Annotated in this window: 24 protein-coding genes; 10 read left to right on the forward strand and 14 right to left on the reverse strand. The window is 70.3% G+C overall.

The window, feature by feature from the left end; genetic code table 11:
* Positions 1-33: 33 nt before the first annotated feature.
* Positions 34-1,059, reverse strand: a complete 1,026-nt coding sequence (ligD, locus tag OG285_RS00600; RefSeq protein WP_371789789.1) for a non-homologous end-joining DNA ligase — start codon at positions 1,057-1,059, stop codon at positions 34-36.
* A gap of 74 nt (positions 1,060-1,133) precedes the next feature.
* On the opposite strand from ligD, the gene OG285_RS00605 reads away from it, so the two are divergent.
* The 5 genes from OG285_RS00605 (at position 1,134) to OG285_RS00625 (ending at position 5,976) form a co-directional block, all read left to right on the forward strand.
* Positions 1,134-2,198 carry an ATP-dependent DNA ligase gene (locus tag OG285_RS00605; RefSeq protein ID WP_371789790.1) on the forward strand — a complete coding sequence of 355 codons (1,065 nt, stop codon included), beginning with the start codon at positions 1,134-1,136 and terminating at the stop codon, positions 2,196-2,198.
* Between the two features lie 152 nt (positions 2,199-2,350).
* Positions 2,351-2,830 (forward strand): MarR family transcriptional regulator, encoded by a 480-nt coding sequence (locus tag OG285_RS00610; protein ID WP_356832915.1) that lies wholly within the window; start codon positions 2,351-2,353, stop codon positions 2,828-2,830.
* A 275-nt stretch (positions 2,831-3,105) separates the two neighbouring features.
* Entirely contained in the window at positions 3,106-3,309 is a 204-nt protein-coding gene (locus OG285_RS00615; protein WP_164265153.1) for a cold-shock protein, read from the forward strand.
* Positions 3,310-3,684: 375 nt separating this feature from the next.
* Positions 3,685-5,229, forward strand: coding sequence for a DEAD/DEAH box helicase (locus tag OG285_RS00620; RefSeq protein ID WP_356832912.1), 1,545 nt, complete (start codon positions 3,685-3,687; stop codon positions 5,227-5,229).
* A 213-nt stretch (positions 5,230-5,442) separates the two neighbouring features.
* Positions 5,443-5,976, forward strand: coding sequence for a cupin domain-containing protein (locus OG285_RS00625; RefSeq protein ID WP_371789791.1), 534 nt, complete (start codon positions 5,443-5,445; stop codon positions 5,974-5,976).
* A 63-nt stretch (positions 5,977-6,039) separates the two neighbouring features.
* Here OG285_RS00625 and OG285_RS00630 read toward each other — a convergent pair whose 3' ends face one another.
* Positions 6,040-6,924: a glycoside hydrolase family 19 protein gene (locus OG285_RS00630; RefSeq protein WP_356832908.1), complete on the reverse strand. Its 885-nt coding sequence runs from the start codon at positions 6,922-6,924 to the stop codon at positions 6,040-6,042.
* A 198-nt stretch (positions 6,925-7,122) separates the two neighbouring features.
* Here OG285_RS00630 and OG285_RS00635 point away from each other — a divergent pair, with 198 nt between their 5' ends.
* Positions 7,123-7,884, forward strand: a complete 762-nt coding sequence (locus tag OG285_RS00635; protein WP_356832906.1) for an MgtC/SapB family protein — start codon at positions 7,123-7,125, stop codon at positions 7,882-7,884.
* 132 nt (positions 7,885-8,016) lie between these two features.
* Here the strand turns inward: OG285_RS00635 and OG285_RS00640 are convergent, their stop codons facing one another.
* The 3 genes from OG285_RS00640 to OG285_RS00650 form a co-directional block, all read right to left on the reverse strand.
* Positions 8,017-8,202 carry an antitoxin gene (locus OG285_RS00640; protein ID WP_356832904.1) on the reverse strand — a complete coding sequence of 62 codons (186 nt, stop codon included), beginning with the start codon at positions 8,200-8,202 and terminating at the stop codon, positions 8,017-8,019.
* A gap of 108 nt (positions 8,203-8,310) precedes the next feature.
* Positions 8,311-8,955 carry a DUF6629 family protein gene (locus OG285_RS00645; RefSeq protein ID WP_356832902.1) on the reverse strand — a complete coding sequence of 215 codons (645 nt, stop codon included), beginning with the start codon at positions 8,953-8,955 and terminating at the stop codon, positions 8,311-8,313.
* A 124-nt stretch (positions 8,956-9,079) separates the two neighbouring features.
* Complete coding sequence (locus tag OG285_RS00650; RefSeq protein WP_356832900.1) at positions 9,080-9,784, reverse strand: YoaK family protein; 705 nt, start codon at positions 9,782-9,784, stop codon at positions 9,080-9,082.
* A gap of 313 nt (positions 9,785-10,097) precedes the next feature.
* On the opposite strand from OG285_RS00650, the gene OG285_RS00655 reads away from it, so the two are divergent.
* Positions 10,098-11,093, forward strand: coding sequence for a PRC and DUF2382 domain-containing protein (locus OG285_RS00655; RefSeq protein ID WP_371789792.1), 996 nt, complete (start codon positions 10,098-10,100; stop codon positions 11,091-11,093).
* Between the two features lie 251 nt (positions 11,094-11,344).
* Positions 11,345-11,779, forward strand: coding sequence for an SRPBCC family protein (locus tag OG285_RS00660; RefSeq protein ID WP_356832896.1), 435 nt, complete (start codon positions 11,345-11,347; stop codon positions 11,777-11,779).
* A gap of 134 nt (positions 11,780-11,913) precedes the next feature.
* Here the strand turns inward: OG285_RS00660 and OG285_RS00665 are convergent, their stop codons facing one another.
* The 4 genes from OG285_RS00665 to OG285_RS00680 form a co-directional block, all read right to left on the reverse strand.
* Complete coding sequence (locus OG285_RS00665) at positions 11,914-12,453, reverse strand: ATP-binding protein (RefSeq protein WP_371789793.1); 540 nt, start codon at positions 12,451-12,453, stop codon at positions 11,914-11,916.
* 299 nt (positions 12,454-12,752) lie between these two features.
* On the reverse strand, positions 12,753-14,594 hold the full coding sequence (asnB, locus tag OG285_RS00670; protein ID WP_356832892.1) for an asparagine synthase (glutamine-hydrolyzing): 1,842 nt from the start codon (positions 14,592-14,594) through the stop codon (positions 12,753-12,755).
* A 530-nt stretch (positions 14,595-15,124) separates the two neighbouring features.
* Positions 15,125-16,573: a carboxylesterase/lipase family protein gene (locus OG285_RS00675; RefSeq protein WP_371789794.1), complete on the reverse strand. Its 1,449-nt coding sequence runs from the start codon at positions 16,571-16,573 to the stop codon at positions 15,125-15,127.
* A gap of 54 nt (positions 16,574-16,627) precedes the next feature.
* Positions 16,628-17,545, reverse strand: a complete 918-nt coding sequence (locus OG285_RS00680) for an MBL fold metallo-hydrolase (protein ID WP_371789795.1) — start codon at positions 17,543-17,545, stop codon at positions 16,628-16,630.
* Positions 17,546-17,682: 137 nt separating this feature from the next.
* Here OG285_RS00680 and OG285_RS00685 point away from each other — a divergent pair, with 137 nt between their 5' ends.
* Positions 17,683-18,582 (forward strand): helix-turn-helix domain-containing protein, encoded by a 900-nt coding sequence (locus OG285_RS00685; protein WP_371789796.1) that lies wholly within the window; start codon positions 17,683-17,685, stop codon positions 18,580-18,582.
* Positions 18,583-18,820: 238 nt separating this feature from the next.
* On the opposite strand, the gene OG285_RS00690 is transcribed toward OG285_RS00685, so the two are convergent.
* The 4 genes from OG285_RS00690 to OG285_RS00705 all read right to left on the reverse strand — a co-directional run bounded on the left by OG285_RS00690 (position 18,821) and on the right by OG285_RS00705 (position 22,700).
* Positions 18,821-20,128, reverse strand: coding sequence for a hypothetical protein (locus OG285_RS00690; RefSeq protein ID WP_371789797.1), 1,308 nt, complete (start codon positions 20,126-20,128; stop codon positions 18,821-18,823).
* Between the two features lie 290 nt (positions 20,129-20,418).
* Positions 20,419-21,171 carry a Clp protease N-terminal domain-containing protein gene (locus OG285_RS00695; protein ID WP_371789798.1) on the reverse strand — a complete coding sequence of 251 codons (753 nt, stop codon included), beginning with the start codon at positions 21,169-21,171 and terminating at the stop codon, positions 20,419-20,421.
* Positions 21,172-21,217: 46 nt separating this feature from the next.
* Positions 21,218-22,165 carry a DUF6397 family protein gene (locus OG285_RS00700; RefSeq protein WP_371789799.1) on the reverse strand — a complete coding sequence of 316 codons (948 nt, stop codon included), beginning with the start codon at positions 22,163-22,165 and terminating at the stop codon, positions 21,218-21,220.
* A gap of 121 nt (positions 22,166-22,286) precedes the next feature.
* Positions 22,287-22,700 carry a roadblock/LC7 domain-containing protein gene (locus OG285_RS00705; RefSeq protein ID WP_356832880.1) on the reverse strand — a complete coding sequence of 138 codons (414 nt, stop codon included), beginning with the start codon at positions 22,698-22,700 and terminating at the stop codon, positions 22,287-22,289.
* Positions 22,701-22,843: 143 nt separating this feature from the next.
* On the opposite strand from OG285_RS00705, the gene OG285_RS00710 reads away from it, so the two are divergent.
* Positions 22,844-23,272 carry a PPOX class F420-dependent oxidoreductase gene (locus tag OG285_RS00710; RefSeq protein ID WP_356832878.1) on the forward strand — a complete coding sequence of 143 codons (429 nt, stop codon included), beginning with the start codon at positions 22,844-22,846 and terminating at the stop codon, positions 23,270-23,272.
* A 99-nt stretch (positions 23,273-23,371) separates the two neighbouring features.
* On the opposite strand, the gene OG285_RS00715 is transcribed toward OG285_RS00710, so the two are convergent.
* Complete coding sequence (locus tag OG285_RS00715; RefSeq protein ID WP_356832876.1) at positions 23,372-23,668, reverse strand: zf-HC2 domain-containing protein; 297 nt, start codon at positions 23,666-23,668, stop codon at positions 23,372-23,374.
* Positions 23,669-23,752: the final 84 nt, after the last annotated feature.

Below are 23,752 nucleotides of genomic sequence, written 5' to 3' on the forward strand. Positions count from 1 at the left end.
CCCGTCGCGTGCCCCGCTTGCGTCGTGTCCCGGTCATGCGTCGTGCTCCGAGTCGTGCCGGGCACGGCTCGGCTGCACACGCTTGGGCTCACCCGGCATCTTCGGGTACTCGGGCGGATACGGCAGGTCGCCCAGGCCGCGGTCCCGCTCGTCCCGGTCGGCCAGTTCCAGCAGGGCGTCGAGGCGGAAGCGGCGGTCGTCCATGTCCGCGTGCACGTCGCCGAGGTCGGCGTAGCGGTCCCGCATGGAGGCGATGTCGAAGTCGGCGGGGCGCACGCTGTCGACCTCGTCCCAGCGCAGCGGCGCCGAGACCTGAGCGCGGGGATGGGGGCGGACCGAGTAGGCGGAGGCGATGGTGCGGTCGCGGGCCGTCTGGTTGAAGTCGACGAAGATGCGCTCGCCCCGCTCCTCCTTCCACCAGGCCGTGGTCACCCGGTCGGGCATGCGTCGCTCCAGCTCGCGCCCGCAGGCGATGACGGCCCGCCGCACTTCGGTGAAGGTCCACCGGGGTTCGATGGGCACGAAGAGGTGGAGTCCACGGCCGCCGGACGTCTTGGGCCAGCCGCGCAGCCCGCCGAAATCGTCGAGTACGGCGCGCAGTTCGTGGGCGGCGCGCACGGCGTCGGTGAAGTCGGTCCCCGGCTGCGGGTCGAGGTCGATCCGCAGCTCGTCGGGGTGGTCCGGGTCCTGGCGGCGCACCGGCCAGGGATGGAAGGTGAAGGTGGCGAACTGCGCGGCCCAGAGCACCGCGGCCGGCTCCGTGGGGCACATCTCGTCAGCGGTACGGCCGCTGGGAAAGGTGATGGTGCCGGTGGGGATCCAGTCCGGGAGGTTCTTCGGCGCGCGCTTCTGGTAGAAGGACTCGCCGTCCAGTCCGTCCGGGTAGCGCTGGAGTGTGGTGGGCCGGTCCCGCAGCGCGCGGGTGATGCCCGCGCCGACCGCGATGTAGTACTGGGCGAGATCGAGCTTCGTGAAGCCCCGCTCCGGAAAGTAGATCTTGTCGGGACTGGAGAGCCGTACCGTCCGCTCCCCCGCTTCGAGCTCCACTGCTGCACCCATGCGCGTCACGCTAAGCGCAGGGTGCGTACTTCGCATATCGGGCGGGAGAGGGCGTCCGGCCGCAGAATCTGAGTATGGATCTGCCTGTTCTGCCGCCCGTCAGGCCCATGCTCGCCAAGTCCGTGAAGAAGATCCCGCCCGATATGCAGTACGAGGGCAAGTGGGACGGTTTCCGGGCGATCGTCTTCCGGGACGGCCCGGAGGTCGAACTGACCAGCCGTACGGGCAAGTCACTCACCAGGTACTTCCCCGAGCTGGCGGATGCGCTGCTGGGAAATCTGCCCCAGCGGTGCGTCCTGGACGGCGAGATCGTCATCACCCGGGACGGCCGGCTGGACTTCGACGCGCTCACCGAGCGGATCCACCCCGCGGCGTCCCGGGTGAAGCTGCTCGCCGGACAGACCCCCGCCTCATTCATCGCGTTCGACCTGCTGGCCCTGGGTGACGCGTCACTGATGGCCACGGGCCAGGCCGTCAGGCGCGAACGGCTCACCGCGTCGCTGGCCGATGCCGGGCCGCCGGTGCATGTCGCACCCGCCACGACCGACGCGGCGTTGGCCGAGGAGTGGTTCCGCACTTTCGAGGGCGCGGGCCTCGACGGCGTGGTGGCCAAGCCGCTCGGTCTGCCGTATCTGCCCAACGAGCGCGCGATGTACAAGATCAAGCACGAACGCACGGCGGACGTCGTCGTGGCGGGCTACCGCCTCCACCGGTCCGGCCCGGTCGTCGGGTCACTGCTGCTGGGGCTGTACGACGGCGAGGGCACACTCCAGCACGTCGGCGTCTGCGCGGCGTTCTCCATGAAGCGCCGCGCGGAGCTCGTCACCGAGCTGGAGTCCCTGCGCATGGAGTCGGCGGAGGGTCACCCCTGGGCGGCGTGGGCGCAGGAGGCGGCGCACGAGACGGCGCGGCTGCCGGGAGCACCCAGCCGCTGGAGCGGCAAGAGGGACCTGTCGTGGATTCCGCTCCGGCCCGAGCGGGTGCTGGAAGTGGCGTACGACCACATGGAGAACGGCGCCCGGTTCCGGCACACCACCCAGTGGCGCCGGTGGCGCCCGGACCGGGACCCGCGGAGCTGCACGTACGAACAGCTGGATGAACCGGCCGGTCCCGGGCTCGCGGACATCCTCGGCGCCTGACCTTCCTGATCGCCCGGCCCACCCCTCCCCGACAGCGCGACGGGTACTTGCAGGCGCCGCTTAATTGCAGGCGCGCTATACTTGCCGCTGCGGAGGGCACGGGCACCTCAGGTCGACAACCGCCCAGGTGACTCCCTCCGGAGGAGGCACCGATGACCGCGACGGACCCGGCGATGACCGCCCTGAGCCAGAGCTGGTGCGCTCTCTCCCTGCTGCACGGGAGGATCGAGGCGCACATCGAGCGCGCGCTCCAGGCCGGCCACGAGCTGAGTGTGCGCGAATACTCGCTGCTCGACGTCCTGAGCCGCCAGCACGACGGGGAGGGCGGCCATCTGCAGATGAAGCAGGTCGCTGACGCGGTGGTCCTCAGCCACTCCGCCACCACCCGGCTCGTCACGCGACTGGAGGACCGGGGGCTGCTCTCCAGGTACCTCTGCCCCACCGACCGGCGCGGCATCTACACCGACGTCACCGCCGCAGGGGCGCTGCTCCTGGAACAGGCCCGCCCCACGAATGACGCGGCTCTGCGCAGCGCTCTCGACCGGGCGGCGGCAGATCCGGAGCTGGCCCCGCTCGTCAGGGCGGTGGCGGCGGCCGAACCGGCGGAAGGGGTGGCGGCCACCACCATTTAATTTCCGCCCGGCAGGAATAACGGCGCGATGTGTTGATTTTCCGCGATCCGAGCATCCATCGGGAAAACCTGCCACGCATCGGGGTGCTCAGCGTGCTACTGTCGTTACCAGTTGCAGTTGTGGTTCCCAAAGACTTCAAGTGCTCTCACTGGCTTTCTGTGCCGGTGGGCGCACTTTTGTATTTCCGGAGTATTCCGGACGTGGTAATCATCGCGGCGACGTGGGGTTCGCACAGTGCGGGCCTCCGGGCATTTTGCCCCGAAGGAGAGTTTCACATGGCATCTGGCACCGTTAAGTGGTTCAACGCGGAAAAGGGTTTCGGCTTCATCGAGCAGGAGGGTGGCGGCGCTGACGTCTTCGCCCACTACTCGAACATCGCCGCCCAGGGCTTCCGCGAGCTCCAGGAAGGCCAGAAGGTGACCTTCGACGTCACGCAGGGCCAGAAGGGCCCGCAGGCCGAGAACATCGTTCCCGCCTGACGCATGACACGCAGCTGGGGCCCGCACCTTGGGGTGCGGGCCCCAGCTCGTTGCTTTGTCCGGGCTCCGGCCGGTTCCCTGTTACGGTTCCGGAGTGGGCCCGTTCCCAGGTGCTCACCGCAGCCCCGCCGGGGCCAGGTGCGCCGCCCGTCGCTCCCGGAGGACGGACGAAGGCCCGCCTGAACCCCTGATGTGCCGGTACACCAGCCGCCTCTGTTCGGCAGTTTCCGGCCGTTTCGATCTCACCGCCCCGGCTTTTCCCCGATCTGCCCGGCCTTGATTTCGCTCTTCACTTCGGCTCGTTCTTGCGATTCTTCGGCCTCTTGTGCCCTGCCGAGAATTCCTCGATACGTGCCACATCGAGGAAGGATCCGCATGGACCGCACAGCACGCACGAACGACCGTTACTCACGTACCCGCACAGGTGGTGGCGCAGGTTCCGGCAGGGGCGGCTTCCGCTCCCAGGCGCCGAGCCGCTCGGGCGGCTCCGGCCGCTCCGGCGCGCCCAACCGCTCCGGTGGCCGCGGCCGCAGGCCCGCCCCGCAGGGCGAGTTCGCGCTGCCCGTCACGATCACCCCGGCACTGCCCCCGGCCGCCTCGTTCGCCGACATGGAGCTGCCGCCCGAGCTGCTGAAGATGCTCACCAGCCTGGGTATGAACGAGCCGTTCCCGATCCAGTCCGCGACGCTGCCGAACTCGCTGGCAGGCCGGGACGTACTGGGCCGCGGGCGCACCGGATCGGGCAAGACCCTCGCCTTCGGTCTCGGCATGCTCGTCCGTACGGCCGGCCAGCGCGCCCAGCCGCGCCAGCCGCTGGCCCTGGTCCTCGTGCCCACCCGCGAGCTGGCCCAGCAGGTCACCGACGCGCTCACCCCGTACGCCCGGTCGCTGAGGCTGCGGCTGGCCACCGTGGTGGGCGGCATGTCGATCGGCAGGCAGGCAAGTGCCCTGCGGGGCGGCGCCGAGATCGTCGTCGCGACGCCCGGCCGGCTCAAGGACCTCATCGAGCGCGGCGACTGCCGCCTCGACAGGGTCAGCATCACGGTGCTGGACGAGGCCGACCAGATGGCCGACATGGGCTTCATGCCCCAGGTCACCGAACTGCTCGACCAGGTGCGCCCCGACGGGCAGCGCATGCTGTTCTCGGCCACCCTGGACCGCAATGTCGACCTGCTGGTCCGCCGCTATCTGCACGACCCGGTGGTCCACTCCGTCGACCCCTCCGCGGGTGCGGTGACCACGATGGAGCACCACCTGCTGCACATCCACGGGGCCGACAAGTACGCGACGACCACCGAGATCGCCGCCCGTGACGGCCGGGTGCTGATGTTCCTCGACACCAAGCACGCCGTGGACCAGCTGACCAAGCACCTGCTGAACAGCGGTGTACGGGCCGCCGCGCTGCACGGCGGGAAGTCCCAGCCGCAGCGCACCCGGACCCTCGCGCAGTTCAAGACGGGGCATGTCACCGTGCTGGTGGCCACCAACGTCGCGGCCCGCGGCATCCATGTCGACAACCTCGACCTGGTCGTCAACGTGGATCCGCCCAGCGACCACAAGGACTATCTGCACCGGGGCGGCCGTACGGCGCGCGCGGGCGAGTCCGGCAGGGTCGTCACCCTGGTGCTGCCCAACCAGCGGCGCGAGATGACCCGTCTGATGGCCGACGCCGGCATCACCCCGAACGTCGCGCAGGTGCGGTCCGGAGAGGCCGAGCTGAACCGCATCACCGGCGCCCAGGCGCCTTCGGGTGTGCCGGTGACCGTCTCCTCACCGGTCGCCGAGCGCACCAAGGGCAGCCCCTCGTCCGCCCGCGGCCGGCGTAGCCGCCCCGCTCAGGCACGACGCACCGCGGGTGCCCCCCGCGGCCGTTCCGGCAACCCGCCGCAGCAGTCGTCCTCGTACAAGAACGCCGCCTGACGGACACACCCGTACCGGATGGCCCACCGATCGCCGCTCCGCACTGCGCGGGGCGGCGATCGCGCTTTCCGCCGGGGCGCCCTTCGAGCCGCCGCGGCCCGGCGGCGGCGTCGCGGGACCCGTCGGCCGGCGCTGGACGCGTCTTGACTTCCGTTCGCCGGGCTCTCTACGGTCGGCGCCTGGAACCGGTCCGCACCGAAACACAGGAATCCCATGGTCTCGCACCCCCGTCCGCCCGCCGGCGGCTCCCCCGCGGCGGAACATGACGCGTTCCACCCCGACTTCACGCCTGGGGACACCGATCGGAACGCGGGACCGCTGCGTGCCAGGCTGCACCACGTACGCGCCGGGTCGCTCGACGACGGGACCGCTCAGAGCGGCGGTATGCGGAGGTTCGCCGCGATCAGCGGGAGGACCGTCGGTTCGGAACGCATCTGGATGGGCGAGACGCACGTCGCCCCGGACACGGCGTCGTCCAACCACCACCACGGGGCGTCGGAGACGGCGATCCATGTCGTCCAGGGACATCCGGAGTTCGTCTTCCTCGACGATGCCGGCGGCGCCCCCGAGGAGGTGCGGATCCGTACCTCACCGGGCGACTACGTCTTCGTTCCGCCGTATGTGCCGCACCGGGAGGAGAACCCGAGTCCCGACGAGACCGCTGTCGTGGTCATCGCCCGGAGCACGCAGGAGGCCGTGGTGGTGAACCTTCCCGGGCTGTACGTGCTGGGTGAGCCGCCCGCCTGAACAAGGCCGGCGGACGGGGCGCCCGTCGTGCGCTCCCCGGCCCGCCGGCCCGCTCACCACGGGTCAGCAGCTGAGATTCGACCCCGGGGTGGTGCCCAGGATCTGGACGAACCGCTGGTAGCTGTCGATCCGGCTCTGCACCTGCGCCGGATTGCCGCCGTCGCATTCGATGCTGCCGTTGATGCTGCGGATGGTCTGGCCGAAACCGGCACTGTTGACCATGGCGTTGTGCGGGGTCATCGTGCCGGGGCCGGTCTGGGTGTTCCAGTACCAGAGGCCGGTCTTCCATGCCACGGCCGGGTCGGTCTCCACCAGGCTCGGATTGTTGAGCAGGTCGATGCCCAGCGCGTCGCCCGCCGCCTTGTAGTTGAAGTTCCAGCTGAGCTGGATCGGACCCCTGCCGTAGTAGGAAGCCTGGCCCGCGGGGCATCCGTAGGGCTGCGTCGCGTCGCAGTAGTGCGGGTAGTTGGAGGTGTTCTGCTCGACGACGTAGACGAGACCGCCGGTTTCGTGGCTGACATTGGCGAGGAACGCGGCGGCCTCCTGGCGCTTCACCGTGTCGCTGCCGGTGTTCGCGAAGGCGGGGTAGGAGCTCAGCGCCGCGGTCAGCCCGCTGTAGGTGTAGAAGGAATTGCGGTTCGGGAACATCTGGTTGAACTGGGCCTCGCTGACGACGAAGTCCGAGTCGACGGGCGGCACGGTGCCGCCGTCGCCGCAGGCACCCTGGTCCGACCAGACGTCGGCGGAGCCGGGGGTCTCGTTCTGGGTCCACCACTTCGCGGACCAGTTGTGGCCGTTGTACGAGGCGACCAGTCCGCCCGTATAGACGGACGAGGAATTCCAGGCCGAGGCGCAGGTCGCGGCCGCGGCCGGGGTCATCGGCAGGAAGGCCGCGAATCCGATGGCCGCCAGCAGGGCGGTGAGCAGAGCCGTGAGGCGTCGTGACACGTGATCACTCCTTCGCGCGGCCATCGGGACAACGATGTCCGCTTGTGGGGGTGAGGGCACTCAAGCCTGATTGGTCTGGACCTGTCAAGAGTGCGGTCGCATACTGGTGCACAGCGCGGGGAGCCGTGGCGGCCGCAGGCCTCAGCGGGTGAGGCCGTAGGGTCTGAGCTGTAGTTCCAGCACGGTATGGAGGGTCTGTTGCACGCTGTAGCCACGCCCCTGTTCGACCCCGGCGCGGGTCAAGGGGCACGTCAGTTCGCCGAACTCGGCCTGGCCCTGCTCCTGTCGACCCTCATCGGCGCCGAACGGGCCACCCGGCAGAAGAGCGCGGGGCTGCGCACCCACACGCTGGTCGGCGTGGGCAGCGCCCTGTTCATGGAGGTGTCGCAGCACGGGTTCAACGCGGTCCTCGCGCTGCACAACGTCTCCTTCGACCCGTCACGCGTGGCCGCCCAGGTCGTCTCCGGCATCGGCTTCATCGGCGGCGGGCTCATCTTCGTACGCCGGGATGCCGTCCGCGGGCTGACCACCGCGGCCACGGTCTGGCTCACCTGCGCCATCGGCATGGCGTGCGGCGGCGGGCTGCCGCTCCTGGCCATCGGCGCGACCATGGTCCACTTCCTGGTGGTCCACGGCTACTCCTGGGTGACGCGGCGCATCCCGTCGATCGCGACGACGGAGCAGACCCGGCTGCACCTCGCGTACACGATCGGCACGAGTGTGCTGACCAGGATTCTGGAGCGGGCAACAACCAAGGGCTTCCAGGTCGTTCAGGTGCGGGTGGACCGTGCGGACGACAAAGCGCCCGAGGACACGGAGCTGAGACACGACGAAGCGGGGACGGCCTTCGTCCACATGGACATCGAGGGGACGGGCAGCGTCCATCAACTGGTGGCGGAACTCTCCGAGTTCGAAGGCGTACTGAGCGTCTCGTCCATCAAGGGCGAACTCGCCGACTGATCAGCTCGGTACGTATGTGCCCGGCCCGCACACAGCGGCCCCGGGCGGTGAGGCCCGGACTCGCCGGGCCTCACCGCCCGGGGCCGGAGCCGCCATGAGCAGCGAGCGAGATGTGTGGGGCGCGGGGCTCGCTCAGGACCGGGGCGGGTCGTTCTGGTCGCCGAACCGGTTCTTGAGCTGGTCCTGGCCGGTGTCGACCTGGCTCTTGTACTTGTCGCCGGTCTTCTTGTCGACGGCGTCTCCCGCCTTGTCGACCCCCTTCCCGACCTGGCTTTCGTGGCCCTTCATCATCTGCTTCAGCTTGTCCATCATGGACATGAGTCGTCCTCCTCGCAGCGGATCCCCCTCCTCTCCAGGGTGTGCGCACTTGGCCGGGTCCGCATCCCGGCCGGGTGTCGGGCGCCGGATCCCCCGCCCGGAGCCGCTTCAGGGGGTACGGAGTCCGGCGGTGCGCGCGGGTTTTCCGGGCCCCCGGCGGACCCAGCCGAGCATCAGGACCGCGCTGACCGCGGCGAAGGCGCACCAGGTGGAGATGTACTCCAGCTTCCAGAGGAGGAAGCAGATCAGCGCTCCCGCACCGACGACCGCACCGAGGAGCCTCAGCAGCGCGTCCGGGGTGAGCAGCAGTGATCCGACAGTGGCCAGCAGATATCCGGCGACGACGAGCGCGGGAAGCGGCAGGTCGACCACGTATCCGACGGTGTGGCCGCGGACTTCGGCGGTGACCGGGCGGACGGCGATGCAGAGCGCGAGGACGGAAGCCGTCGCGATCCCGGCCGCGAGCGGCAGCAGCAGACGGCGGCGCACCGGGCGCGGCGCGGCGAGCAGTACGCCGCAGGGCACCCAGACGGCCAGCAGCGGCAACGCGATGACGGCCCATGCCGTGGTGGCGGGGCCGGTGCCACCGCCGGAGTGCCAGACGCCGGCCTCGATGACCTGATGGATTCCCAGGAGCAGCGGCAGCGCGGCCAGCGGCAGATCCTGCGAGCGGCGCACCAGTGCCAGACAGGCCACGCCGACCGCCGCGATGCCGGAGCCCGCCACCAGGTCGGCCGTCGCACTCCAGCACATGGCGCCTCCTGGGACGGAACCCTCGGATCGGTTACTCGATTACTCGGTTACTCGGTTACTCGGTTACGAGGAACGGGAGCCGTACGTGCGGGACGGCCCTCTCATGGCTTCGGTGCCCGCGAACTCATGGCTCCGGAGCGCGCGATCCGGCCGACAGGGCGAGTGCCAGGGCCCCGGCCGCGCACAGCGGTGGCGGGAGCGCCGCCCAGGCCGGTGCCCAGGTCCGCAGTGCGGCGGCTCCCACCGCACCGGCGAGCAGTGCGGCGAGTCTGCGCCCGGCCGGGCGTCCGCCCGACGGATCGGTCAGCAGGGAGCTGAGTGTCCCGGTGAAGTACGTCGTCGGCGCGCCGGTGGGGCCGGCGGCGAACATCGCGGCCGTCTGGAGGCCCATCGCCACCGACAGGACCGCGATCAGCGCGGCGCGCCCGTCACCGTCCGGGTGCCCACCGGTGGCCGCCCAGGCCACGCCCACAGCAGCGAGGACGGCGACCTCGACCGTGAGACAGACGAACACGCCCCGGCTCCAGGTGGCGCCCGATTCGTCATCGGCGGGGGCCGCATCCGTACGCGCACCGCCGCGCTTACGGCAGAACCGTCCCGCGACGACCACGGCGAGCGCGAAACCGGCGAGCGCGACCAGCGGATACGCCGCGTCGCCCGGTGATCCGCTGCCCAGACCGACGGCCATGAGGATCAGATTGCCGGTCATGACACCGGCGAAGACATGGCCGAGGGCGATGAAGGCCAGGGCGTCCACGGCACCCGCCGCGGCTGCCAGCAGGGGCAGCACCGCGGCGTCGGACAGCCTGGCGGCGCGTGTCCTCAGCAAGATCGACCTCCGGACCCATGCTCGCCTCATTCACCGGCCCGCACAACGGCACCCGGAGCGATCGTTTGCGCGACAACGTCGGCGCACCCCGGAGCACACCCACCCCAATTCACTCGAATGGCGTAACGGGTCGCCCTCTTCGCGAAGAGGGCGTCAGGGCGCGCCGACCGCCCTCATCGGGCATTCGGACAGTCGGCCAGGTCCATTCGTGTTGCCGGGAGGCGGGAATGAGTACCCGATGGAAGAACGCGTGCAATCCGCGGGCGGGGCCGTCCGAGCCTCTGCCGGACCACGTACAAGGGAGTGATCACAGATGGCAGCCGACTTCCGCAGCCCCGATGAGCTGACCGGCCTGATGGTCTACGACATCACCGGGGACAAGATCGGCGGCGTCGAGCAGGTCTACCTCGACGACCAGAGTGGCCGCCCCGAGTGGGCGACCGTGAAGACCGGCCTGTTCGGCACCAAGGAAACCTTCATCCCGCTCGAAGGTGCCCGGCGTGAGGAGAACGCCCTGCACATCCCCCACGCCAAGGAACTCGTCAAGGACGCCCCGCGGCTGGACGCCGACCAGCACCTCGATCTCGCCCAGGAGCAGGAGCTGTACCAGCACTACGGCCTCACCCACCCGGGACAGTCCGCCGGGGCTCCGGCGGCCGCCGGAGCGGCAGGGGCCGCAGGAGCGGCCGGATCCGCGAACAGGAAGGCAGCCGGTCCGCTGCACGGTGAAGCGGCGGACACCGCGGGCACCCGCGGCACGGCGAAGGCAACCGGCCCGGCCGCCGGCATGGGCAGCCGTGACGCACAGGGCGGCATGTACGGCGGGGCCAACGCCCCGGGCGGTACCGACACGACCGCCGGTGCACGCGGCGTCCCGGCAGGCATGGGCTCCCGTGCGGCCATGAACGAGAACGAGGAGCTCATACGCTCCGAGGAGCAGCTGCACGTCGGCACCGAGGAGCATGTCTCGGGCCGGGCACGGCTGCGCAAGGTGGTGGTCACCGAGAACGTGACGACCACCGTCCCGGTCAGCCACGAAGAGGTCCACGTCGTACGGGAGCCGATCAAGGACGGCCACCGCACCACCGGGGACCGTGCCCGGATCGGCGAGGCGGAGTCCGAGGTGATCCTGCACGCCGAGCAGCCCGTGGTCAGCAAGGAGACCGTGGAGGTGGAGCGGGTTCGGATGGAGACCGAGAAGGTCACCGAGCAGAAGGAAGTCTCCGCCGAGGTCCGCAAGGAGCAGATCCAGTACGACGACGGTCACACCGCGAAGGAGCGTGGTGACACGGAGGGCACCGGCCACTGAAGCCGCGGGCCCGGCGCGTTCCGGACGCGGCTGGGGCGCGGCCGGCCCGGCAGAGGGTGGTGTGTCTCCCCCGTGGAGACACACCACCCTCTGCCGGGTGCCGGGAGCCGGGGACGCCCCGGGCCTGCGCCTAACCTGGGGCGGGTTCCGCCGGAGCGACGACCCGTCACCGACCGACGACCAGGGAGCCTCGCCGCACATGTACACGGTCCGTACCGCGCCCGCCCGAAACCGTCCGGATGTCCGCCCCCATGGCTGAGTTCCGCATCGAACGATGCAGCGCGCTGCCCCCGGAAGAAGCCTGGCGGCGCCTCACCCGGTGGGAACTGCACGCCGCCCATGTGCCGCTGACCAGGATCACCGTGGTGACCCCGGGCCCGAACAGGGTGGGAACCAGGTTCGTCGCACGTACGGGGATCGGGCCCGCGGGGTTCGACGATCCGATGGAGGTCGTCCGCTGGGAACCACCGGGGTCCGGACGTCCCGGCTTCTGCGGCCTGGAGAAGCGGGGCAGGGTGGTGCTGGGGCGGGCCTCGATCGAGGTGCGCCCCGAGGGGTGCGGCTGCCGGGTCGTGTGGCGCGAGGAGTTGCGGGTCGCGAGGCTGCCGGGCGCCTTCGACGTACTCACCTCGCAGTCGGGGAGGCTGCTCTTCGGCCGTGCCGTGGCCGGGCTGCTCCGGGACTGACCGCCGCCCGCCGGGCAGGGGCGGCAGGACAGTACCGGGCACCACGCGTGCCCTGCGCGGCCGAACTGCCGGCGCAGGGCACGGTGGAACCGGTGCTGTCCTGCGCCGCCGGGCGTCGCAGGACCGTGGTGGTGTCAGGAGCCGGCGTCCACGAGTTCCGCGAGCCGGGCGTCCTCGGTGCGCCCTTGCGGCAGCCCGGACGGCTCCGCGACGACGAGGCTGCGGGCCGCCGTCGAGACGGCGGGAAGGGGGTTCCGGGGCTCCAGCCGGCTGCCGGTCGCGGCCTGGGCGCGGATCGTGAACCAGACGACCTTGCCGTCCTCGGTGGCGTGCGTACCCCAGCTGTCGCTGAGCGTGGACACCATCGGCAGGCCACGGCCGTGGGTGACCAGCGGGCTGGCACAGCGCAGTTGCGGCAGCCGCGGGCTGGCGTCCAGCACGGCCGCGGTCAAGTTGCGGCCGGTCCAGCGCAGTTCCAGGGTGCAGCGCTTGTCCTCGCCGGCGTGCAGATGGACGTTGGTGAGCAGTTCGCACACGCCCAGACTGACCGGCTGGATCAGCCCGTCGAGCTGCCAGTGGCGAAGATGCGCTGCGACGATACGCCGGACCTGCGGCACCCTGTCGGGTGTTGCTTCCAGGTCCAGTACGTACTCGCGGGGTGTTTCAGTGATCACGACTGCGTCTCCTCATCAGGGTGGGCGGCGGTGTACCGGCCTCACCTCGTCTGACATGACAGCCCCGAGGACACCGAAAGTAATCGGATGGACACACTATGACTTCCACCAGAATCACCCCATCCGGGTGAATCCGCAACGCGCAGCAGCAGCACCGGCCTGACCTGGTCTTTTGCAGCCTCACCCGGACGCCCTCGCGCGGAGGGGCCCACAGCGGCGTTGCGGCACACGCACGGGCGGACCGCCGCACAGCTGCGGCAGCCCGCCCGAAGGCTCAGGAACGGCTCACGGACAACAGCTCAGGAGAGCGTCAGCTCCGGCTTGTAGAGGTCGAGCCAGAGCGCCAGATCGAGCGTGCGCTCCAGCCCGCGCCGGGACGCCTGGGTGATCTGCGGGACGTCCCGCTGGGCCGCGCGGCGCACCCGGTCCGCGTCGACCAGGTCGAAGACCGGGTGGGAGGGCTTGGTCAGCAGGTCCTTGGCGTGCTCCTGGAGAGCGACGGCGTACCTGGGGTCCTGGGTGGAGGGGTACGGGCTCTTCACCCGGTCGTAGACGGACTTGGGCAGCACGTCCGCCGTCGCCTCCCGCAGCAGGCTCTTCTCCCTGCCGTCGAAGGACTTCAGCGACCAGGGTGTGTTGTACACGTACTCGACCAGCCGGTGGTCGCAGAACGGCACCCGGACCTCCAGGCCGACCGCCATGCTCGCCCGGTCCTTCCGGTCGAGCAGCACCCGCACGAACCGGGTGAGGTGCAGATAGCAGATCTTGCGCATGCGGTACTCGAAGTCGCTCTCACCCGCGAGCCGTTCGATGCCGGCAACGGCTCCCGCGTAGCTGTCCCGGATGTAACCGGGGAGATCCAGCTTGGCACTCAGGTCCGACCGCAGGACGTCGGAGTCGTCCCCGAAGTGCTCCGAGAAGCGCACCAGCCACGGGAACATGTCGGCGTTCCTGGCCCCCTCGTCGAAGAACTGGAGGTATCCGCCGAAGACTTCGTCGGCGGACTCCCCCGAGAGCGCGACCGTCGACTGCTCGCGGATGGCCTTGAAGAGCAGGAACAGGGAGGCGTCCATGTCGCCGAAGCCCATGGGCATGTCGCGGGCAGTGATCATCCGGGCGCGTACGTCGGGGTCGGCCAGCGCGTGCGAGTCGAGCACGATGTCGCGGTGGTCCGTGCCGGATGCCTGGGCCACATCGTGGACAAACGGTGTGTCGGGCGTGCCGCGCAGTTCGTCGGCGACGAAGTTCTCGGCCTGTCCGACGAAGTCGACGGCGAAGCTGCGGACGGTCTCACCGGTCTCCGCGAGCTGGCGGGCCGCGATGGCGGTCATCGCGGAGGAGTCGAGACCTCCGGAGAGGAGCGTGCAGCGGGGCACGTCGGAGACGAGCTGCCTGCGGACGATGTCGTCGAGCAGCGTACGCACCTTGGCGATCGAGGTTTCCTGGTCGTCGGTGTGCGCCCGGGTCTCGAGGGACCAGTAGACGTGCCGGCGCAGACCGCCGTGGTCGACGGTCACGACCGTGCCGGGCTCGACCTCGTGCATGCCGTCCCAGAATCCGTGACCGGGGGTCTTGACTAAGGCGAACAGCTCGCGCAGCCCGTCGAGAGTGACCTTCGCCCGGGCCAGCGGATTCGCGAGTATCGCCTTGGGCTCGGACCCGAAGAGCACACCGTCCGATGTGGGGTAGTAGTAGAAGGGCTTGATGCCCATCCGGTCACGGATCATCACGAGCTTCTGGTGGCGGCTGTCCCAGATGGCAAAGGCGTACATGCCGTTGAGCCGCTCGGCCACCCCTTCGCCCCACTCCAGATAGCCGTGCAGCACGACCTCGGTGTCGGATTCGGTGACGAAGCGGTGTCCGCGGCCGGTCAGTTCACGGCGGAGCTCGGTGAAGTTGTACGCCTCGCCCGAATAGACGATGGCCACGTCACCCTGGTCGGTCGCGACGGTCATCGGCTGACGTCCGCCGGGCAGGTCGATGATGGCCAGCCTGCGGTGCCCGAGGCCCGCAGGACCGTTGATCCAGGTGCCGCGGTCGTCCGGACCACGGCAGGCCATCGTCTCGGTCATTGCATCCAATGTTTCGGACTCGGCCCGCAGATCACGGTCGAAAGAAACCCAGCCGGTGATCCCACACATGTGTTCCTCCTGCTTCCGACCACGGCCAGAGCCTCGTACCCCCGCGTTGACCAGCGGATACACGGGCGAACGGGCTACCGGACCGGATCAGTTGTAATCAGCACCTATATGACGAGCGTGAGTCACACGACTGCATGCAGTCAACGCACCGTTAACGCGGGCGCCGTTCTCTACCCAGGCATTTCAGCCGTTCGGCTTCCGGGTGACGGTGGACCCCGGTCGAAGGAAGCCCAGCCGTGGCCGTCTTGTGGCTCCGGCTCCGACCGGCAGAACGACGAGTTCGAGCCACGGGCAAAGACTTCATCAATCCCGGGGGGGGCGGCCCGTGTCATCACCGGCAAGGGCGCCGACCGTCCGGTCGACGCCCTCACGGAGGAAGCCGTACCGCCTGTTGCGCCAGGCTTGTTCCTGGATGCCTGGCCCGAACCGGTCGGCGGCAATCAGGTCTCCGACGGGGATCTGCGACACCACGGCACAGGGGACAGGTGGCCACCCGATGGCTCATCGGCCACCAGGCTGAGACGGGCCGGTCAGCCGGTTTCCTCTTCGCCCAGGATTTCCACGGTGGGTCGCTGCGGGGCGCAGGCAGCCCAGCCCGGGTTTCCGGTGCGGGCGAACGCGACCCAGGCGCCGTGTACTTGGGCCGCCAGCCCGGCGGGGGCGGGGGCGGGGCCGAGCAGATCGGCGTCCCCGTGCAGCCAGGGCTCGTCGGCAAGGTCGAACACGAAGGGCAGTTCGACAGTGTGGGCGGCGCCGAGTCGCCCGTCCAGGGCCGTCGAGCGGTACCCGAACGAGTAGCGGTGCGTGCGGCCTCCCGAGATCCGCGCGTGGGCCCGCGCCATACGCGTCGTACCGGTCTCGAACAGGATCTGCCCGAGCACGGCGGAGCGCAGCTCGCCCGGTGTTGCGTCCGGCCGTGCCGCACGGAGTGCGGCGAGGACCGTCTGCGGGTCCGCATGCGCCCGGGTGGCCACAGCGAGTACGTCGGCCTGCGTGGTGGACTCCAGGTCGCCCCGCGGTGCGAGGTAGAGGTGCCCTTCTTGGGTGTTGGTGCCGATGAGCAGGTCGATGTCCGCGGCCGGGCCGTCAGCGAGGGCGTCGGCGGGCTGGACCGACAGGACCAGGCTGAACGGGCTGAGACCCGCCAGCGGGTCTGGGGCGGTACCGGTGCGCAGGTCGAGGCCGGCCAGTGCGGGCAGGACCGCCAGAAAGTGCTCGTCGGGGATCGGGGCGAATGCTTCGGCGGTCGGTTCGACGCCCAGCGCGGCGGCCGCTGCGGCGGTGACCCGTTGTGCTTGCTCCGGGGTGAATGCGCCGGTGCCGTTGCCGCTCTGGACGATCGCTCGCCGGAACAGGCCCTTGGCCCGCGGTGTCGCGAGCAGCGCGCCGACGAGCGTGGCGCCTGCGGACTGGCCGAAGACCGTGACGTTCTCGGGGTCGCCGCCGAAGGCCGCGATGGTGTCGCGTACCCAACCGAGTGCGGCGAGCAGGTCGAGCAGCCCGCGGTTCGGTGGAGCGCCCGCCAGATCAAGGAACCCGGGGATGCCGAGCCGGTAGTTCACCGTCACCAGGACGACGCCGTCGCGGGCGAACGCGCTGCCGTCGTAGAGCGCCGCGCGGTTCGAGCCTGTGACGAAGCCACCGCCGTGCACGAAGACCATGACGGGGCGTCTGCCGGAGGGTGCAGGTGTATGGACGTCGACGGTCAGGTATTCCCCGCCGGGCACCCAGCCCGGCCCGAAGTAGGGGGTCATGTCGAGTCGGCCGAAGTCGCGGGCCGGCTGGGGAGCGGTGGGCGAGGGCCGCGTGCCGTCCCGGACACCGGACCAGCCCGGGTGCGGTGCGGGCGGGGCGAAGCGGCCGGCGCCGGTGGGTGCGGCCGCGTAGGGGAGGGCGCGGTAGCGCTCGCCGGTTCGGTCACGCAGGCCGCGTACGGCGCCCGAAGGGGTTTCGACGACCGGATATGCCTGCCGGAGCATGGGAGCTTCCTCTCTGGAAGGGGCGGGGAACTGGAAGGGGCTGGGAAGGGGACATCAGGAGATGCGGGAGAAGCCCGCCCACTCCTTGATCGCGAACTTCGAGCCGCTGCGTGCGATCTCCGCGGCGCCGTGGCCGCCGAAGTGGGCCGGGAACACCAGCGCGTTGTTCTCGCACGCGCGGCCGAGCAGCCCGTGCCGGGTGGCGCGGGACTGTGCCGGGTCCTCGCAGAAGCAGGAGTTGATGTCCGGCTCCGCGATCTGCAGTGCGGTGTGCACCAGATCCCCGACGAACACGGCGTGATCGGCGCCGGATTCGAGAGTGAGCACGGATGAACCGGGGGTGTGTCCGGGAGCGGGATCGAGACGCAGGTTCCTGTCGATCCGGTACGACCCCTCCCACAGGTGTGTCAGTCCCGCTTGGTGGACCGGCGTGACGCTGTCCTCGAAGACGTTCTGGTTCCCGCGGCCCAGCACGCTCTTGTTCCCGTTGGCCGGGTCCCAAAATTCAAATTCCCGCCGGGCCATCAGGTAGGTGGCATTGGGGAAGGTCGGCACCCAGTTCCGGCCGTCGAGGCGGGTGTTCCAGCCGACGTGATCGACGTGCAGGTGGGTGTTGACCACGATGTCCACGTCCTCGGGCTGCACTCCGGCGGCGGCGAGGTTGTCGAGGTAGTCCGTGTCCAGACGGCTCCATACCGGCGCATAGGGCCGGTCCTTGTGGTTGCCCACGCCGGTGTCGACAAGAATCGTGCGCCCCTCACTGCGCAGCAGCCAGGACTGGATCGCCGTACGGCATTCGTCCGTACGCGGGTTCCAGAAGTCGGGCGCCAGCCAGTCACGGTGCTCGGTCCACGAGCCGTTGGGGCTGTCCGGAAAGAACGTGGCGGGTGGCATCTCGGCCGAGCCGTAGAACTCTCTGACGCGGGTGATGGTGACATCGCCAAGGGTGATCTGCTCTGGGTTGTGATCCATGTGGTCCGTCCTCGGGCCGGGGGTACGTCGCCGGACGGGAACGAGCTTGGCCGCATGGACGGGCGCGAGCCACTCCCGTCCTGTCCCACCCCTCGCAGGGTGTGGCTGGGACGGGCGGCGCACCGAATACTGGGGCGATGAACGCACCCGGCCCACTTGGCACCTTCCTCCAAGCCCGACGGGCGCGGCTACGGCCCGAGGACGTCGGCCTGCGCGACCTGGGGCCCCGCAGGCGGGTGGCCGGCCTCCGGCGCGAGGAACTGGCGCAGTTGGCGGGCGTCAGCGTCTCGTACTACGCCCGGCTGGAACAGGGCCAGTCCCGAGGGGCCTCGGCCGAGGTGCTCGACGCGATCGCCCGCGCTCTCCTGCTCGACCACCACGAACGCGAGCACCTCGACCGGCTCGCCGAAGCCGGCCGCCACGCACGCAGGCCACGCCGCCCCCGGCCGGAGACCCTCACCGAGGAAACCCGCGACCTCCTGCGCGCCGTGGACGGTGTCCCGGCGATGGTGCTCGGCCGCCGTACGGATGTGCTGGCCTGGAACGTCCTCGGGCACGCCCTGCTGGCCGGTCACCTGGGCCTCCTTGACCCGGATGACCCGGTACGGCGTCCGAACATGAGCCGGATGCTGTTCCTGGACCCGCACGGTCAGGAGCTGTACGCGGACTGGAGGCGCAAGGCGCGTGCGGTGGTCGGCAACCTGCGCATCGCCGTCAGCAGGCATCCGGAGGACCCGCTGCTCGCGGCGCTCATCGGCGAGCTGACGATGAAGAGCCCGGAGTTCGTCGCACTGTGGGCGGACCACCGGGTGGCGCCGTGCGACGCCGCGTCCTACGAACTGCACCATCCCGTCGTCGGCATGGTGACGGTGACCCAGCAGACGCTGTCGATCGCCCGCGCATCGGAACAGGTGCTCATCGTGTGCACAACCTCCGCCGGCTCCTCTTCCGAAGAGGCCCTCGCACTCCTCCGCCAGGTAAGCAGCAGCGGGCGCCGCACGCGGGCAGTCCCGAGTGAGGAAGGGACACGGCAGTGAGACAGAACACTTCGGTCAAGCCGTGAGACAGCCGGCAATCCCCATGTCACGCGAGTGCGGCAGGGCGTGGACGGCGAGACCCTGTGACAACCCAGTAGCTCACCACACGTCGCTCCGTGGCTCCGTGGCTCCGTGCGCGCGAAGAAGGCTGGTTTCCGCGCGATGCACTACCCACTCCCCATAAGAGCCTGCGCGTCACAGCGTCCCTGGCGCTTGCCTCCCGCTGTCGGCGGTTTCCCTATGCCTGACGGGCCGCGCCGGGGTTATGGATCTCCAGCCGCTCCAGGCGCTGTTGGAGCAGTTGGAGCGCTCCACGCTGGCGTCCGGGGACCCGGCGGCGCAGCCCGACCAGATCCGGGGCGAGAGTACGAACCCGTGCGGGGTCCGGTATCTGCCCCCACTCATGGTGCGCACGGTCCACCGCGGCCTCGACCTCGGCGTCGTCCTCGGCCTGGCCGCTCTGCAGGCGCGCGCCCGCGGCCATCAGCCACAGTTCGCAGCTGCGCCCCGCGTCTCCGGCCAGATGGGCGAGGTCGGCCCGCACCTCGAGCCAGTGCAGGGCCTGCGCCGAACCCGGCCCGTAGGCGCGCAGCGCCTCGCTCTCCCAGGCAGCGGCCGCGGCGGCGGCCTCGGTATGGCGTCCGGCACGCGCAGCCGAGAGGATCGCGGGGTGCGGATCGGGGGCAGGCTCCGGCGCGGAGGCCTGGACCACGGCTGCGGAAGCGGCGGGAACCGAGACCGACGCGGCACCGGGGACAGGCGCACGGCCGGCCTGCAGCGGGACGGGAGCGGTGTTCTGGCCGGCCTGCAGCGGGAGGGTTGCGGTGTTCCGGCCGGCCTGCGGCGGGACGGGGGCCCGATCGTGCTGCGGCACGAGGCCGGGCACCGTGGCCGTCGGAACGCCCTCGCCCGCACCGAACAGCAGGGCGCCATCGGATCCGCCCTGCGCCGCGGCCAGTTCGTGGAGCTGGCCCATCGGCGGTCTCGCTCCGGTGCGCCAGATCTCCGCCATGGCCTTCAGATAGCTGGGCCCGAGCACCGTGCGGCGTCCGGGGGGCGGTGCGACCCGCCCGTACAGCCGTACTCCCGGCCCGAGGCCGAAGTCTCCGTGCGCGAGCTGCTCCCAGGTCTCGGAGTCGGCCACCAGGTCGACGACCACGGTCGTCGTGCCGGGCGGCCGTACGGCGAGTTCGGTCGTGAGCCAGTGCCACGGCAGTCCGCTGTAGCGCACGGTGGACGCCGTGGTGCGGGCGAGGGCGAGGTGCACCTGCCGCTGTCTGCGGTCGAGTTGCAGCTGGCCCGCCATGTACAGATGGAGCGGCCCGGGAGCGGCCGCGACGGCACGCAGCCGTGTCAGGACCGTCTGCGGATCCATGGGGTCCGCGAGTTCGACAACGGTCGCGACCGCGGTGCCGGTGAGTGCGCTCGGGGGCACCGCCGCGAGCGTCGCCAGCACGGAGGTCGCGTCGGTCAGCCGGCCCTTGCCCTCCGGAGCGGCCGCGAGCAGCAGCGCGGTGCCCGGTGTCATATCGTCCCCATTGATCACACCCAGAACCGTATCCGGTAGGAGGTGTGATCAGTACCGCAGCCGGTGACTTGGATACGGCTGCGGTCCTAAGGGCCCTCGGAACGGCCGCACTTCACCGTGTCCGCCACCGACTCACCGTGCTTCACCGTGTCCGCCCCCGGGCAGCGGAACGCGCACAGTCGCGAGCGAGGGGCGCCACCTCTCCTCCATCTCTGCGCCCCCTGCGCAGCTGCCTGAGCCGGCCAGGAGGCGGAACCCGTCTGAGGGGCCGCGCCGTTGGCCGGGCAGTGCGCCTCAGGCGGGGCGGATCACTTCTGCCCCCGGCCGGCCGTGATGGCCGCCAGTACCTGTACGACGTGGGACTCGGTGGCCGCCTTGGCGATACCGAGGCCGGACAGCGCCCCCGCACCGTCCTCGAACTCCAGCAACGCCAACAGGATGTGTTCGGTTCCGATGTAGTTGTGGCCGAGCCGCAGGGCCTCCCGGAAGGTCAGTTCCAGCACCTTGCGTGCGGCGGCGTCGTACGGGATCAGCTCCGGCGCCGTCTCGGACTCGGACTCGGACTCGGACGGCAGGGTGGCGGTGGCCGCCTCGCGTACGGCGTCCAGTTGGGCGCCCTGCGAGATCAGCGCCTGCGCCGCGAGTGCGTCGGGCTCGGCCAGGAGCCCGAGCGTCAGGTGCCCGACTCCGATCTCGGCACTGCCCGCCGCGCGGGCTTCGTCCTGCGCCGCCGTCACGACGCTCTTCGCGCGCGGCGTGAAGCGGTCGAACCCCTGGCTGGGGTCGAGAGTCAGGGCTTCGCCGGAGCCCTTGGGGACGAAGCGCTTCTGCGCTGCCTGCCGGGTCACGCCCATGCTCTTGCCGATGTCGGTCCAGGATGCGCCCGACCGCCGCGCCTGGTCCACGAAGTGGCCGATCAGATGGTCGGCCACCTCGCCCAGGTGGTCGGCGGCGATGACCGCGTCGGTCAACTGTTCCAGAGAGTCGGAGTGGACTTTTTTGATGGCTTCGATCAGGTCGTCTAGCCGGACCGGATGAGCCGCCGGGACTGGATTCACCATGTGACAACCCATGGTTGACAGCAGAGTCACTGTCAACCATGGGTTGTCAGCCTGCGGAGTGGCCGCCGGCCCTTCCCGATGCCCCTGCGGAGTCCCCACCAGGCTCCCGGAGCCGCCACTTCGCCAGCAACGCCCTCGCCCGGCCACCGCCTTCCGGCCGGGCCACCACGACGGCGGCCGGGCGGACGGCGTCACCCGGCCGCGGGGCACCCACGCCCGCGCGGGCCTCTTCCAGGGCCAGAATCAGACTCGTCCTGCACCAGAGGATCTCGTCGGGGTCGTCCGGCGACAGCAGCCTCTCGGCCGCCTCCCGCGCCGCCGGGGAGTCCGGCCGTACAGCCACTGGTTCCGGCCGGAGCCTGTTCAGATACGCGCGCTCGTACGGATCGTCGACCACTTCTGCGAGCTGCACCGGATCGAGCGCACCCGCCAGCACGGCAGCCCGGGCCCAGGCGCCTTCCGCCCGCCGCAGCAAGAGCGCCTGCCGGCGGCCCCGCCAGTTCCGTGCGCGCCAGTCCTCCCCCGCCGCCAGCCTGCCGCGCAGTGCCTCCGGGGCCCGGCCCGTGAGCAGCGCGGGCTGATCCGACGCGAACTCCTCGACCTCTGCGGCGAGATACATCCAGACGACAGCCCGGTAGCGGTTCAGATGGAACGAGACGGGCGTGAAGCAGCCGGCGCGCGCCAGCCTGGTGAACCGGGCCGGACTGATGCCGACGAGCTCGGCCGCCGCGGCCGTCCCCACCGTCATCACGCGACCCCGCAGCGTGTCCGGAAAACCCTCCATCGCCCTGAGCCGGTCGACCTCCTCCATGGCGATCCGGCGACGCGCACCAACCCCGTCCGTCGTGACTCCGATATGGCCGAGCTGGACGGCCAGCTCGAACTCGCCTCGCTTCAGGCCCAGTTCCCGCGCGGCCCGGCCGGGAGCCAGCGCCTTTCCGGCACTCCCGGCCGCGGTCGTCGTGTTGCCGCGGTCCGCTTCGGTTACAGCCATGATACCCTCCCCCGTGAGGAACGAATACTCTCTGTAATCAGAGTAGCCGGGGGAGCCCCACCGCCCGGCCGGCCTGTGGAAAACTCCGTGAGCAGGACGGACTGCGCAGGTCAGCGCCGTGTCACCAGGTTGCGGACGAAGCGTCGTCGGGCTGCCTGTCGGCGACCGCGAGGTGCTCGCCGACCCGGTTGACGAGCAGAGTCATCTCGTACGCGATCTGCCCGATATCGGCTTCGGCCGTGCTCAGGACGGCGAGACAGCTGCCCTCGCCCGCCGCGGTGACGAAGAGGATCCCCTCGTCGAACTCGACCATCGTCTGGCGGACCCCACCCGCGCGGAAATGCCGTCCCGACCCTTTGGCCAGGCTGTGCAGACCGGAGGCAACCGCGGCCAGATGCTCCGCGTCCTCCCTCGCCAGATCCTTGCTCACCCCGGTGACCAGTCCGTCGTTGGACAGCACCAGCGCGTACCGGACGTGCTCGACCCGGTTCGCCAGGTCGTCCAGCAGCCAGTCGAGTCCCTTGCTCAGCGCCATGACCCGCCCCTCCCCCTTGATTTCGTCTCCCCGGTCCCCCGCGAACTCCGGCCAGCCTTCACCACAGCCGCGCTCCGGGCAAGGAGACGCGTGCGGGGCGCGTTCGGTTCGCGACGCGGCCGCCAACGGCCGATGATGCTGTCATGGCACAGCAGATGACCGAGGAACAGTGGCGGGCCTTCGTCTCGCACTCCACCCGCACCGGCAAGCTCTCGACCGTACGCGCCGACGGGAGCCCGCACATCGCCCCGATCTGGTTCGTCCTGGACGGGCAGGACCTGGTGTTCAACACGGGCAAGGGGACCGTCAAGGGCCGCAATCTGGCCCGCGACGGACGCGTGGCCCTGTGCGTGGACGACGACCGGCCGCCGTTCTCGTTCGTCGTGCTCCAGGGGCACGCGACGCTGAGTGAGGATCTGTCCGAAGTGGGGCACTGGGCCGGCCTGATCGGAGCCCGGTACATGGGTGAGGAACGCGCGGCGGAATTCGCCGAACGCAACGGCGTACCGGGCGAACTCCTCGTCCGGGTGCGCATCGAGAAGGTGCTCGCCCAGGCCGCGGTGGCGGATTAGCACCGGCACCGACCAGTACGTGCGGTGAGAGAAATCCGTGCGGTGATCAGCACGCCGGACGGGGAACTCATGTGTGGTCGAGCGGCATGGCGTGGTGGATCAGTACGCGCTCGGCCCGCGCACGAGCGCCCGCCACCATGCGAACCCGGTGGCCAACCGTCCGGACGATTCCTGCCGCACGCCTTCAATATCGCTCAGGACCCGCTCCTTCAGCCCCGCGGGAACACCGGTCCGCAGCGCCATACCGAGTCTCGCCGTGGTCTCGGCGAACTCGTCCGCCTCCTGCGAGCACGCGGGGCACTCGGCGCAGTGCGCCAAGAACCTGACCCGCTCGTCATCGCCGAGTGCATGGAGCGCATAAGCACCGATCGCCGTATGCGCGTCATCGACCGACACCGCACCTCCCAGTCTTGTGGACCGGCGGGAAGGCCGGCATCCATTCACCCGCTATTCGGTGGTGGGAGTGCCGGGGATTGGTCA

Source organism: Streptomyces sp. NBC_01471 (assembly GCF_041438865.1).
Lineage (GTDB): Bacteria > Actinomycetota > Actinomycetes > Streptomycetales > Streptomycetaceae > Streptomyces.